Source organism: Nocardia sputorum, assembly GCF_027924405.1.
GTDB classification, from domain to species: Bacteria; Actinomycetota; Actinomycetes; order Mycobacteriales; family Mycobacteriaceae; genus Nocardia; species Nocardia sputorum.
Window position 1 is genome coordinate 5,919,932 of sequence record NZ_AP026978.1, and the last position, 12,819, is coordinate 5,932,750.

The window sequence follows — 12,819 nt, forward strand, 5'->3', positions numbered from 1 at the left end:
GCAACGTCGTGACGTTGCGCGGACCTCTCGGGCGGGCGGATCAGACCGCGACCGGAATCCGGGTTCCTTCCTCGGAACCCTCGATGAGGTTCTCCGGCCGGTCCCGGATCATCAGGGCGATGATCGGGATGGCCGCGAGGAAGAACCCGGCGCCCACATAGAAGGCGACGTCGTAGCTGTGGATCGCGGCACGCGCGGCCAGGTTGTCGATGCCCGGGTTGTCCTGCGCGAAGGACTTGGCCACCTGCACCGAGATCGTGGTCAGCAGCGCCGTCCCGACCGCACCGCCAACCTGCTGCGCCGCGTTCAGCAGCGCGGAGGCGACGCCGGAGTCCTCTTCCTCCACCTGATGCAGCGCGACCGTCTGCATCCCGACGAACAGCGGACCCATGCCGAGCGCGATGAGCACCTGAGCCGGCAGCACCCCGGCGAGGAAGCTGTCGCCGTAGCCGAGCTGGGCCAGCAGCAGCAGGCCGATGACACCGAGCACGGCGCCGGCCAGCATCAGCGGCCGCGGGCCGAGCTTCGGGAGCAGGGCGCTGGTGACACCCGCCGAGATCGCGATGCCCGCCGGGAACGGCAGGAACGCGAAGCCCGCCTTCAGCGCGGAGTAGCCCAGCGTGATCTGGAAGTAGTAGCTCAGGAACAGGAACATCGCGAACATCGCGATCGGGATGAGCAGCGCGGCGAGGAACGCGCCGCCCCGGTTGATCTCACCCGGAATGTGCAGCGGCAGCAGCGGGTTCGACGAGCGCCGTTCGATCGCGACGAAGGCGGCGAGCAGGACCAGCCCGGCGACGAGCAGCGCGAGGGTGCTGCCGGCCAGCCAGCCGTCGTCGGCGGCGCGGCTGAAGCCGTACACGATGGCGATCAGGCCGAGCGTCACCGTGACGGCACCGGGCACGTCGTATCCCCCGCTGCGCGGCGCGGGCACGTCCTTGGCGACCCAGGCCAGCGCACCGAACAGCGCGATGAGCGCGATCGGGGTGTTGACCAGCAAGCACCAGCGCCAGGAGGCGTATTCGGTGAGCGCGCCGCCCGCGATCAGGCCGAGCGCCGCACCACCCGCGGAGATACCCGCGAACACGCCGAACGCGGTGGCCCGCTCACCCGGTTCGGTGAAGGTCACCGACAGCAGCGAGAGCGCCGCCGGGGCGAGCAGCGCGGCGAACGCGCCTTGCAACGCGCGCCCGGCGAACAGTTCCGCGCCGTTCTGCGCGAGACCGGCCAGCGCCGAAGCGCCCGCGAAACCGATCAGGCCGATGATGAAGATGCGGCGCCGGCCGAGGTAATCGGCCAACCTGCCGCCCAGCAGCAGCAAGCCGCCGAAGATCAGCGTGTAGGCGGTGAGCATCCATTGCCGGTTGCCGTCGCTGATGTCGAGATCACGCTGCGCGAACGGCAGCGAGATGGTCACGATGGTGGCGTCCAGCACCACCATGAGCTGGGCCAATGCGATCACTGCCAGCGCGAGCCAGCGCGCCGAACCGGCCGCTGTCCGCGGCGCCTGCACCGCCGTTGCCGTTTCCGTCACGGTCATCTCCTCGTCTTCGTCGTCCGAGCCATCCTGTCATCGAGCGACATTTGTCGTCAAGAGAAAAATGTCGCATTACGACATTTGACCGTTAAGGACAGGAAAACAGCAGGTTGCGTTAGCATGGGGACATGCTCGAGTCATCGGCGCCGATGGGCGCGAGCGCAGCGGCCGACCGCGCCGCGAGCGCCCCACCGACCACAGGGCTGCGCGAACGCAAAAAGCAGCAGACGAGGTTGCGCATCATCGCGGCCGCCTTGGATCTGTGCGATACGCAGGGCTTCGACGCGACCACGATCGAGCAGATCGCCCACGTGGCGGACGTCTCACCGCGCACGATCAATCGCTATTTCGACAACAAGGAGGACATCGTCCTCGGGCCGGTCCAGGACTTCGGCCGCACCATCGCCGAGACGCTGCGCGAGCTGCCCCGCACGGGCAACGAACTCGAGGCGCTGCGCACGGCCTTCCTGCACGTGGTCGATCGGGCCGCCGAGGCCGGCGATGCCGATCCGCTGTCGTTCCGGCAGTTCCAGCAGATACAGCGCATCCTGCGCAGCAGCCCTTCGGTCAGCGCGCGCAGCATGGAACACGCCGACGACAAGAACACCGCGATCGCGGCGGTGGTCGCCGAGCGTCTGGGCACCACACCCGACGCGCGTCCCGTGCGGCTCATCGTCGGCACCTGGCAACTGATCGGCCACATCGGCATGGAATGCTCGGACGACACATTCCTGGACGAGGACCTGTCGGCCGCGGCCAGGGCGGGGCGCGCCGCGTTCACCGAGGCCTACGACGAGTTCGTCCGCGCCTGCTGCGGGGCGCAGAACGCCGCGGACCAGTGAGTTCGGTGGAGGATTTCGAGCGCTGACCGCCCGCCGGTTATGATGCCGGGCAGGTCATGAGTACCAGCGCCAAGCCCCGGCTCGCTGGTCGGCAACCCTCCAGCCGCGGTGGGGTGCTCCGGGTGATGACCTGGCTCCCGAAAGCCGGGAGCAAGCGCGTAACAGGAGGTCGCCGGCATGTGTTGTTGTTCGTCACCCACACACCGCTAACCCCTGCTGTACCGGCGAACACCTGCTTGGGAGCAAACCATGAGTGAATTCACCGCGCCCGGGGCCGAGCCCGCGCAGTGGTCTTTCCGCAGCGTGGACATCGCGGATACACACGCCGGTTTCGCGACGGCGGCGACGTGACCGTGGGCACCGAAGCGAGCGCACGGACCTCCGGCGTCGCCCTGCCGCCCCCGGATGGGCGGCTCGGCACCATCGCCATCGGGGACGTGCGACTGGAGAATGGCGCGGTGATCCCGGACGTCCACTTGGCGGTGCAGCGCTGGGGCGAGCTCTCGCCCGGCCTGGACAACGTCGTGCTGGTCGAACACGCGCTGACCGGCGACTCACACGTCGTCGGAAAGCCCGACGACGTGCACCCGATGCCCGGCTGGTGGGACGGCATGGTCGGACCTGGTGCGCCGCTGGACACCGATGAATGGTGCGTGATCGCGACGAACGTGCTCGGCGGCTGCAAGGGCAGCACCGGGCCCTCCAGCCTCGCCCCGGACGGAAAGCCCTGGGGCGCAAGATTTCCCGAAATATCCATTCGCGATCAGGTGACCGCCGAGGCGGCTCTGTTCGACCTGCTCGGCATCGAGCGGCTCGCCGCCGTTGTCGGCGGGTCGATGGGCGGCATGCGGGTGCTCGAGTGGATGGTGGGGTCGCCGGAGCGGGTCGCCGCAGCACTGGTGCTCGCGGTCGGCGCCCGCGCCACCGCCGACCAGATCGGCACCCAGACCACCCAGATCGCGGCGATCAAGGCCGATCCGGACTGGCAGGGCGGCGACTATCACGGCACCGGCCGTGCCCCGACGACGGGCATGGCCCTGGCCCGCCGGATCGCGCACCTGACCTACCGCACCGAATTCGAGCTGGATCACCGGTTCGAGAACAAGCCGCAGGACGACGAGGACCCGTGGCACGGCGGCCGCTACGCTGTGCAGAGCTACCTGGACCACCAGGCCGAAAAGCTCTGTAAGCGTTTCGATCCCGCCACCTACGTGCTGCTGACCGAAGCGATGAACCGCCACGACGTCGGTCGCGGCCGGGGCGGCATCGAGGCGGCGCTCGCGGCGACGCCGGTGCCGTGCGTGGTCGGCGGCGTCGACTCCGACCGGCTGTACCCGCTGCGGACCCAGCAGGAACTCGCCGATCTGCTGCCCGGCTGCGATGGGCTGGACGTCGTGCACTCACGCGACGGGCACGACGGATTCCTCACCGAAGCGGCGGCGGTGTCGAAGCTGCTGACCGAGACCATGCGCCTGGCCCGGGACGTGGTGCGGCCCGAACGCTGAGCGGTTCCGCCCGGCCGCCCAGCGCCGAACAGTGCCCGGCGGCGTTCCGAGCGCCGTCCGCGTCGCCTTGTGCTCAGAGCGCCGCGCCCCGCCGCGCGGCTTCGATCTGGTTGATGTTGGTTTCGATCCATTCCCGCAGCGCGGCGATCGGCGTGCGCAGACTGTGGCCGAGTTCGGTGAGCGTGTAGTCCACCCGCGGCGGGACGGTGGGATGCACCGTGCGGGTGACGAATCCGTCGTTCTCCAATTGCCGCAACGTCTGCGTCAGCATCTTCTGCGAGATCCCCTCGATGCGGTGGCGCAGGTCGGTGTAGCGCAGGGTGCCGTCGGCGAGCGCGTCGATGATGAGCACCGTCCACTTGCCCGCGATGTGGTCGAGAACCTCCCGCGTCGGGCACTTCGCGGAGTACACGTCGGAGGGCAGGCCGGAACTTGCGACGAAGGTGGACACCTATCGGAGTGTAGCGCACTTATCAGTGCCTTCTTCCTATTGGAGTGTGACTCTCCGATAGTTAGAAATATGGAAACGCAAACACTTTCGGTGGCCGACGCGATCCGTGGGCGTCGCACGGTACGGCACTACCGCCCGGACCCGGTGGCGCCCGAGCTGATCGAGGAGTTGCTCGAGCTGGCGATGCAAGCGCCGAGCGCGTGGAACATGCAGGACCGGTCGATCGTGGTGGTGACGAGTGAATCCGGCCGCGCCGCGCTGTCGGAGGCGGCGTTCGGCCAGCCGCAGCCGAAGGAAGCGCCGGTGGTGCTGGTCTTCGTCGCCGATGCCGCCGCCTGGCGAGCGGCCAACGCCGACATCGCCGAACTGGCCGGCCGCAACGGCGCGTGGAACGCCGAGTTCACCGCCATGTTCGACACGCGCGCCGAGTACTTGGCACTGGAGCGGCACGGGCTGCTGCGGGAGAACGCCGTCAAGAACGCGATGATCGCCGCCACCTACGCGATGCTCGCCGCCACCGGCCTCGGCTTGGCCTCGGCGCCGATGAACGGCTGGGACCCCGCGCTGGTGAAACAAGCCATCGGCATCGGCGATCGCGACGATCTCGCCATCGCGGTGCTGGTCACCGTCGGCTACAGCGACACCGTCCCACCGCACCCCGGCCGCCGCCCGCGGGAGCGAACGGTCTTCGCCGAGCGATATCCCGCTGCCCACTGATCGCTAGGGCGGCCCGGCCGGGCCCGGTCGCCCAAGTCTCAGCCGACGCCGAGCGTGTTGATCGTGGCGGCGAGAAACAGGATGCTCGACCCGAGCAGGGTCAGCGCGCCGACGTCGAAGGGCTTGCTGCGCACCGCCAGCAGCCCCACCCGCGCGGTCGGCAGGCACAGCCGGAACGCCGCCGCCAGCAACGTCGCCCCACCGAAGAAGAACGCCCCGCGCCGCCACCGATCGGACGCGACGAACACCACCGCCACCACGATGACCAGCGTCACAACCACCATCGGCAGATGGGAACGCAAGAACTCCGCCCCCGGACTGCGTCGCCCGGCGACAGGCGTGTCGGCATCGGTCACGCCCCGATTCTTGCAGACGCACCCGCCACCGACCGGCAGCGGGCAGCCGCAGCAGGTCAGCGCCTCGGCAGTGACGATTGCGCGCGAAGCGTCGCCGCGATCGCCCGAGGAACACTGCTGGGCCACGAAATATGGCCAGGGCCGGTGAGCTGGCATCATCTCGATCATGATCCTTCGACGACTCCCCCTTCTCGCGCTCGCCGCACTTCCGGTGGCGCTGGGTTCCGGCGCCACCGCGACCGCGACGCCTCCGCTGTCGGCTCCGGTGCTCGAAGAGGTCTTCTCGGTGCCCGGAACCGTGTCGGCGAAATTCCACAACCCCAACGCCGAGGGTGTGTGCTGGGTGTACAACGACGACACCGGGGAGATCTTCGGCGGCAACAACCCCACGTCGTTCGCCATCGCCTACGGCAAGATGGTTCAGACGTCGCTCGGCAACGGGTCCCTGCCCGCCGGGCAGATGCGCGTGCGTGGCGCGTGCGCCTGGGAACGGCCCACCGGCGATCCCCGCGAGGGCTACACCGCGACGACGGACATCGTCACCGTCGACGTGGTCGGCAAGCCGAGCACGGGCAGCTTCGGCTGAGGCCGGGCCGAGAGACCTGATTGACTGACACCCGTGTTCCATCTGATGTTCCACGAGCCGTGCATTCCGCCGAATACCGGCAACGCGATCCGGTTGGTCGCGGGGACCGGGTGTCATCTGCATCTGATCGAGCCGTTGGGGTTCGATCTGTCGGAGCCGAAGTTGCGCCGGGCCGGGTTGGATTACCACGATCTGGCGTCGGTGACGGTGCACCCGAATCTGACGGCGGCGTGGGAGACGTTGCGACCGGAGCGGGTTTTCGCGTTCACCACGCAGGCCACCACCCGGTTCACGGAGGTGGCCTACCAGGAGAACGACGTGCTGCTGTTCGGCACGGAACCCACCGGCCTGCCCGCGGAGGTGCTGGCCGACCCGCACGTCACCGACCGGCTGCGCATCCCGATGCTGCCCGGCCGCCGCTCCATGAACCTGTCCAACGCGGCCGCGGTCACCGTCTATGAAGCGTGGCGCCAACTGGGCTTTCCCGGCGGCGTATAGGCGTGGTCACGGCAGGTCGATTTCGAAGCGCTTGAAGCGGGATGTCGCGCCCGCGGCCAGCCGGACGGCGGACTTGGGGACTCGGTAGTGCTCGGCGAGCAATTCGACGGCCGCCTTGTTGGCTTTCCCCTCGACGGCGGGAGCCCGCACGTACAGCCGCAGACTACCGTCGTCGAGGGTTTCCACCAGCGGGCCCTTACGGCTGTTCGGCTTGATCGTCGCCCTTACCACCGTCGGCACTCTTGCCTCCTGCGCTGGTCTGCGCGCCGTCCGCGGCGCTGCTCGCGGGCTCCGCGGGAGCCTGCGCCGATTCTTCCCTACGCGGCGCGGGCTTCCGACGCCGCCGCACCAGCCGGGCGACACCCCACAGCACGGCGGCCACCGCAGCGAGGAAGCCGAGCCACGGAATCGCCTTGCCGCTGAACACGACGGCGTCCTGCAGCCAGTCCACCAGGGAATTCCAGCCGGCGACGATGCCGTCCCAGAAATTGTCCGGGTCGTCGCCGGGCCCGTCGCGGTCGGTGGTGATCTCGATGGTCAGCGTGGACAAGGCGACCTGGTCATCGAGGCGTCGCTTCTGCGCGGTGAGACTGTCCAGCTCACCCTGGCGGCCCGACAGCGCTTGCTCGGCGGCGAGCAGGTCGGAGGTGCTGGTGGCGCCCGCGATAAGCGCGCGCAGCCGCTCCACCGACGCTTGCAAGGCCCTGATCCGCGCGTCCAGGTCCTCCCACTGCATGGTGACGTCGTCGCGGTTGGTGGTGACCCGGGTGACCTGCCCGACCCCGCCGAGACCCGTGATGAACGCGTCGGTCTTGTCGGCGGGCAGGCGGACGACCAGCGTGGCGCTGGGCTCGGTGTCGTCGGTGCCGGGCTGCTCGGTGCGGCTGTCGACCCGGCCGCCCGCGGCGCGCACCTGGTCGATGATCGTGCCCGCCGCGGCGACCGGCGCGTCGGCGGTGATCTCGACGCTGCCGGTCACCACCTCCTTGCGCGTGGACACCGGTTCGCCGCCGGAGTTGTTGTCCCGCTTCGGCGGCGCCAGCTCGTGTGCTCCCGGCGGCACGATCGCTGGGGCGGCGGGACCGGTGACCACCGTCGACGACCGGTCCCGCGCGGGTCTCGCGTCGTCGTCACCGCAACCGGCGAGCAGAACCAACCCCAGCACGCCGACACACAGCACAGCAAGCTTCCTCATGCCTGGCACAGTAGCCGTTTACGCTGCGCGGACAGCCCCGCATAACGGTTTCCTAGAGCGCTTCTAATACTTCTTTAAAGCAATGGGCTCAACGGAAGTCGCGCGATTTGGACGCCATCCGCAGATCCATGCGCTGGAGATGTTCGGCGACCACGCTGACCACGCCTTCGGCATTCTGCACCCGGCCGCGGATGAGCAGAGCGGCAGCGCCCTGGGCGAGGCGCCGGTAGCGCCGCCACAGCCCCAGCGAGCAGACGATGTTCACCATGCCGGTCTCGTCTTCCAGATTGAGGAAGGTGACGCCCTCCGCGGTGGCGGGACGCTGCCGGTGCGTTACCGCGCCGCCCACCAGCACACGCGAGCCGTCGGGCACCGTGAGCAGGCCGGCGGCCGGTACGACGCCGAGCGCGTCCAAGTGCGGGCGCAGGAATTCCGTCGGATAGCTGCCCGGCGAGACGCCGGTGGCCCACACATCGGCGGCCGCCAGCTCGAGGTCGCTCATCCCGGGCAGAGCGGGCGCGGTGGTGGCCGCGCCGGTACCTGGCAACCGGTCCGAGCGCTCGCCCGCGGCCGCGCCCGCCGCCCAGAGCGCCTCGCGGCGGGTGATCCCGAGACTGCCGAGCGCGCCCGCCGTGGCGAGCGATTCGGCTTGCGCCACAGTCAGTTCCACCCGGCCGGTCAGGTCGAGGAAGGACGTGTAGGGCCGCTCGCCCCTGGCGGCGACGATGCGTTCGGCGAGGTCGTCGCCGATCTGGCGGATCGCGGCGAGGCCCAGGCGCACCTCGGTGCCCTGAGCCTCCAGCGTCGCCTCGGCCCGGCTGGCGTTGACGTCGGGACCGTGCACCGCGACCGCGTGCCTGCGCGCGTCGGCGACCAGCGACTGCGGCGAGTAGAACCCCATCGGCTGGGCGCGCAGCAGACCCGCGCAGAAGGCGGCGGGATGATGCAGTTTGAACCAGGCCGAGTAATAGACGATCGCGGCGAAGCTCTGCGAATGACTTTCCGGGAAGCCGAAATTCGCGAATGCGTAGAGCTTCTCGTAGATCCGGTCGGCGACTTCGCCGGTGATCCCGTGCTGCTCGCGCATGCCCTGGTAGAGCCGCGCCTTCAGGCGCTCCATGCGTTCCGTGGACCGCTTGGAGCCCATGGCGCGGCGCAGCTGATCGGCCTCGACGGCGGTGAATCCGGCGACGTCGACGGCCATCTGCATGAGCTGCTCCTGGAACAGCGGCACGCCGAGCGTGCGTTCCAGCGAATTCTTCAGCGCCGGATGGTCGTAGACGACGTCCTCCACACCGTTGCGCCTGCGGATGTAGGGGTGGACCGAGCCGCCCTGGATCGGGCCGGGACGGATCAGCGCCACCTCGACCACCAGGTCGTAGAAGCTGCGCGGGCGCAGCCTGGGCAGGGTCGCCATCTGCGCGCGCGACTCGACCTGGAAGACGCCGACCGAGTCCGCGCGCGCGAGCATCTCGTAGACCTCGGGCTCGGCCAGGTCCAGCGAGTGCAGCTCGACGGTCTCGCCTTTGTGCTCGCGCACCAGGTCGATCATGTAGTGCAGCGCGGAGAGCATGCCGAGGCCGAGCAGGTCGAACTTCACCAGATCGATGGCAGCGCAATCGTCCTTGTCCCACTGCAGGACGCTGCGGCCGGGCATGCGCGCCCATTCCACCGGGCATACGTCGGCGATCGGCCGGTCGCAGATCACCATGCCGCCGGAGTGGATGCCCAAGTGCCTGGGCAGGCCCTCGATATCGGCGGCCAGTTCCAGCACCTCGGCGGGGATGTCGGTGTTCGTCTCGGCGCCGACGCCCGTCCAGCGGCTCACCTGCTTGCTCCACGCGTCCTGCTGCCCGGGTGAAAACCCCAGCGCCCGTGCGGCATCCCGGACCGCGGACTTGCCGCGGTAGGTGATCACGTTGGCCACCTGCGCGGCGTATTCGCGGCCGTACTTGCGGTAGACGTGCTGGATGGCCTCTTCGCGGCGGTCGGATTCGATGTCGACGTCGATGTCGGGCGGACCGTCGCGCTCCGGGGAGAGGAAACGCTCGAACAGCAAGTGGTTGCGCACCGGGTCGACATTGGTGATGCCGATGGCGTAGCAGACCGCGGAGTTGGCCGCCGAACCGCGACCCTGGCACAGGATGTCGTTGTCCTTGCAGAAGCTGACGATGTCATGCACCACCAGGAAGTAGCCGGGGAACTCCAGCTTGTCGATCACCGCGAGTTCGTGCTCGATCTGCCGGTAGGCCTCCGGGTTCTGCTCGGGGGTCCCATAGCGCGCCGCGGCGCCCGCCATGGTGAGCTCGCGCAGCCAGGACTGTTCGTCGTGCCCGGCGGGCACGTCGAAGGGCGGCAGGTGCGGCGCGATCAGTTGCAGGTCGAAGGCGCATTCGCGGGCCAGGGCCGCCGCGTTCGCCACCGCCTGCGGGCAGTCGGCGAACAACCGCGCCATTTCCGCCCCGGACCGCAGGTGCGCGCCGCCCACCGGGGCCAACCAGCCCGCTATCTCGTCCAGGCTCTGCCTGGCCCGGATCGCCGCGAGCGCCATGGCGCGGCGACGCCGGCTCGGTGCGGCGAAATGCGCTCCGGTGGTGGCGAGCACGGGCAGGCCGACGCGATCGGCCAAGGCGATCAGATGCGCGTTGCGCTCGTCGTCCTCCGGGATGCCGTGCTGGGTCAGCTCCACGCTCACCCGGTCGGCGCCGAAGCGGTCGGTCAGCTCACGCAGCGCGGCTTCCGCCCGTTCGAGGCGGGTGCTGCCGGTGCGCAAGTCGAGCTCGAGCGCCTGACGCAGGTGTCCCTTCCGGCACCCGGTCAGGATCTGCCAGTGCCCCTCGGCGGCCGCGGTGAGAGTGTCGAGGTCGTAGCGCAGGATGCCTTTCTCCCCGGCGGCCATGTGCGCGGCGGCGATCTCGCGGGAGAGCCTGCGGTAGCCCTCCTGGCCGCGGGCCAGCACCAGCAGGTGCGGCCCGGCCGGGTCCGGCGCGCCGGTGCGCGGCGCCGAGTCGGGGGCGACGGCGTGCCCGCTCGCGGAGCCGGGAACGCGCGGCTCGGCGGCCGTGCCGAGGGACAGCTCGGCTCCGAAGACGGTGGGCATTCCCCATTCCCTGGCCGCCTCGGCGAAGCGGACGGTGCCGTAGAAGCCGTCGTGGTCGGTGAGCGCGATCGCCGTCAGGCCGAGCCGCACCGCCTCCTCCACCAGCTCCTCCGGTGGGCTGGCGCCGTCCAGGAAGCTGTAGGCCGAATGCGCGTGCAGCTCCGCGTACGGGACCGGCGGCGCTTCGGCGCCGCGCACCGGCTCGGCGCGGTACTCGCCGCGCTTGCGCGACCACGCCGGGCTGTCGCCGCCGTCGCCCGGATACATCGCGTCGGGGTTGGTCCGCCCGGGCCGCCCGGACAGCACCCGCTCCATCTCCGCCCAGCTGGGCGGACCGTTGCCCCAGCCCACGACTCACCTCCTCGCCTCGAACATACATTCGATAAGCGACGATGTACAGGCAGGTCAGGCCACTGACAGGCGCTCGACGGAACCGGCGGCCAGCGCGGCCTCGACGCCCTTCAGCCGAGCGCGGATGAGCGCACCGTAGGCGTCGGAGGCGAGAACGTCGAGATGCCCGCGAGCGATCGCCAGTTGCATCCTGGCCACTTCGAACTCGCCGACCCGGCGATGACTGTCGGCCAGGTTGAGATAGAGCGAGGGCAAGAAACCGCGCAGCCCTTCGTCGAGCGGCACGCCGGGGCCGAACACCGCGGCCAGCGCGCGCTGATCCCAGCGCAACGCCTCGGCGGGCTCCTCTTGGAGATCGGCGAGATGATGGGCGACCACACAGCGCTGCAACGCTCCGCCGCGTTCGCCGAGTTCGTCCCAGAGCTTTTCCAACGCCCGTCGCCCCGCCGCGGGGTCGACGCCACCGAGCCGCACCGCGGCAAACACCTCCGCCATCCGATCGTCCGACATGCGGTGAAGTATCGCACATATGTTCGAACGTTTCGAGAGTTGTTCGATGCGTTTCGCGCACCCGAAAACCCCACGCCCGAGCGGTTCTCGGACGCGCCGATACAGGCGCGCCGATGGGGGATATACCGATCCGAGTGTGACCGGGGCCACTTGGCAGCGAACTTACTTCGGAGTAAGTTCATCGCCACCAGACCTGCAAAGGAGCAGCGATGACCGACGCATCCGCTGAGCCCACCCGGCGCCGCGACCGCGACCTCACCGGACGGCACGTCCTCATCACCGGAGCGTCCTCCGGAATCGGCCGGGCGGCGGCGGTGGCGGTCGCGGGCAAGGGCGCCACCGTCTTCCTGCTCGCGCGCCGGGGCGAGGAACTCGCCGCCGTCGTCGACGAGATCCGGGCCGCGGGCGGCTCGGCCTACGGATACTCCTGCGACGTCACCGATACCGGCTCGGTCGACCACGTGGTCGAGACCATCCTGCGCGAACACGGCCACGTGGACATGCTGGTCAACAACGCGGGCCGCTCGATCCGCCGCGCCATCCACCGCTCCACCGACCGGCTGCACGACTTCGAACGCACCATGGCCGTCAACTACTTCGGCGCGCTGCGGCTGACGCTGGCCCTGCTGCCGCGGATGCGGGAACGCAAGTTCGGGCACATCGTCAACATCAGCAGCGCGGGCGTGCAGATGGCCGTGCCGCGGTTCGCGGCGTATCTGGCCAGCAAGGCGGCGCTGGACAAGTTCACCGAGGTGGCGGCCGTCGAGACCATGGCCGACGGCGTCACCTTCACCACCATCCACATGCCGCTGGTGCGCACGCCGATGATCACCCCGAGCGGTGACCAGGGCCCCGCGGAGTCCCCCGAGTGGGCTGCGGCGACCATCGTGCGCGCGCTGACCGAACGGCCCAAACGCATCGACGTACCGCTGGGCACCATCGCCGAATACGGCGCGCTGCTCGCCCCGAAGATCCGCGACCGCGTCCTGCACCGCTACTACCGCTCCCTGCCCGACTCCCCCGCGGCCAAAGGCGAACCGAACGCGCCCGGCGAGCCGGCCGACCCCACTGCTGCGCTCCCCGTACCCCGCACCCGGTCGACCGCGCGCCGCGTCACGGGTACGGCCTTACGCCGCGCCGCCCGCTGGGTGCCCGGCACCCATTGGTGAAC

General features: G+C 69.7%; 13 protein-coding genes and 1 riboswitch. Of the genes, 6 read left to right on the forward strand and 7 right to left on the reverse strand.

All coding sequences use genetic code 11. The features are described 5' to 3' along the window. Positions 1-40: 40 nt before the first annotated feature. Entirely contained in the window at positions 41-1,540 is a 1,500-nt protein-coding gene (locus tag QMG86_RS26675; protein ID WP_281875402.1) for an MFS transporter, read from the reverse strand. Positions 1,541-1,665: 125 nt separating this feature from the next. On the opposite strand from QMG86_RS26675, the gene QMG86_RS26680 reads away from it, so the two are divergent. Continuing rightward, complete coding sequence (locus QMG86_RS26680) at positions 1,666-2,379, forward strand: TetR family transcriptional regulator (protein WP_281875403.1); 714 nt, start codon at positions 1,666-1,668, stop codon at positions 2,377-2,379. A 52-nt stretch (positions 2,380-2,431) separates the two neighbouring features. Next, a riboswitch (SAM riboswitch) is annotated at positions 2,432-2,542 on the forward strand. A 184-nt stretch (positions 2,543-2,726) separates the two neighbouring features. After that, positions 2,727-3,884: a homoserine O-acetyltransferase MetX gene (gene metX / locus QMG86_RS26685; protein ID WP_281875405.1), complete on the forward strand. Its 1,158-nt coding sequence runs from the start codon at positions 2,727-2,729 to the stop codon at positions 3,882-3,884. Between the two features lie 73 nt (positions 3,885-3,957). Here the strand turns inward: metX and QMG86_RS26690 are convergent, their stop codons facing one another. Further along, positions 3,958-4,335 (reverse strand): winged helix-turn-helix transcriptional regulator, encoded by a 378-nt coding sequence (locus QMG86_RS26690; RefSeq protein WP_281875407.1) that lies wholly within the window; start codon positions 4,333-4,335, stop codon positions 3,958-3,960. 69 nt (positions 4,336-4,404) lie between these two features. Between QMG86_RS26690 and QMG86_RS26695 the strand changes: the two genes are divergently transcribed. Further along, positions 4,405-5,052 (forward strand): nitroreductase family protein, encoded by a 648-nt coding sequence (locus tag QMG86_RS26695; RefSeq protein ID WP_281875408.1) that lies wholly within the window; start codon positions 4,405-4,407, stop codon positions 5,050-5,052. A 38-nt stretch (positions 5,053-5,090) separates the two neighbouring features. Here QMG86_RS26695 and QMG86_RS26700 read toward each other — a convergent pair whose 3' ends face one another. Further along, on the reverse strand, positions 5,091-5,336 hold the full coding sequence (locus QMG86_RS26700) for a DUF3017 domain-containing protein (protein ID WP_051174893.1): 246 nt from the start codon (positions 5,334-5,336) through the stop codon (positions 5,091-5,093). A 238-nt stretch (positions 5,337-5,574) separates the two neighbouring features. On the opposite strand from QMG86_RS26700, the gene QMG86_RS26705 reads away from it, so the two are divergent. After that, positions 5,575-5,994 carry a hypothetical protein gene (locus QMG86_RS26705; protein ID WP_281875410.1) on the forward strand — a complete coding sequence of 140 codons (420 nt, stop codon included), beginning with the start codon at positions 5,575-5,577 and terminating at the stop codon, positions 5,992-5,994. 33 nt (positions 5,995-6,027) lie between these two features. Then, positions 6,028-6,492, forward strand: a complete 465-nt coding sequence (locus tag QMG86_RS26710; protein WP_281875411.1) for a tRNA (cytidine(34)-2'-O)-methyltransferase — start codon at positions 6,028-6,030, stop codon at positions 6,490-6,492. Positions 6,493-6,498: 6 nt separating this feature from the next. Here QMG86_RS26710 and QMG86_RS26715 read toward each other — a convergent pair whose 3' ends face one another. The 4 genes from QMG86_RS26715 to QMG86_RS26730 form a co-directional block, all read right to left on the reverse strand. After that, positions 6,499-6,732, reverse strand: coding sequence for a DUF167 domain-containing protein (locus tag QMG86_RS26715; protein WP_281875412.1), 234 nt, complete (start codon positions 6,730-6,732; stop codon positions 6,499-6,501). Beyond that, positions 6,689-7,687 (reverse strand): DUF4349 domain-containing protein, encoded by a 999-nt coding sequence (locus tag QMG86_RS26720; RefSeq protein WP_281875414.1) that lies wholly within the window; start codon positions 7,685-7,687, stop codon positions 6,689-6,691. The genes QMG86_RS26715 and QMG86_RS26720 overlap by 44 nt, the downstream gene beginning before the upstream one ends. Positions 7,688-7,775: 88 nt before the next feature. Continuing rightward, positions 7,776-11,138, reverse strand: a complete 3,363-nt coding sequence (locus tag QMG86_RS26725) for an error-prone DNA polymerase (RefSeq protein ID WP_281875415.1) — start codon at positions 11,136-11,138, stop codon at positions 7,776-7,778. Between the two features lie 54 nt (positions 11,139-11,192). Further along, positions 11,193-11,648: a hypothetical protein gene (locus QMG86_RS26730; protein WP_281875416.1), complete on the reverse strand. Its 456-nt coding sequence runs from the start codon at positions 11,646-11,648 to the stop codon at positions 11,193-11,195. A 209-nt stretch (positions 11,649-11,857) separates the two neighbouring features. Between QMG86_RS26730 and QMG86_RS26735 the strand changes: the two genes are divergently transcribed. After that, a complete protein-coding gene (locus QMG86_RS26735; RefSeq protein ID WP_281875417.1) occupies positions 11,858-12,817 on the forward strand; it encodes an SDR family NAD(P)-dependent oxidoreductase in 960 nt (319 codons plus the stop codon). The last annotated feature ends 2 nt before the right edge of the window (positions 12,818-12,819 follow it).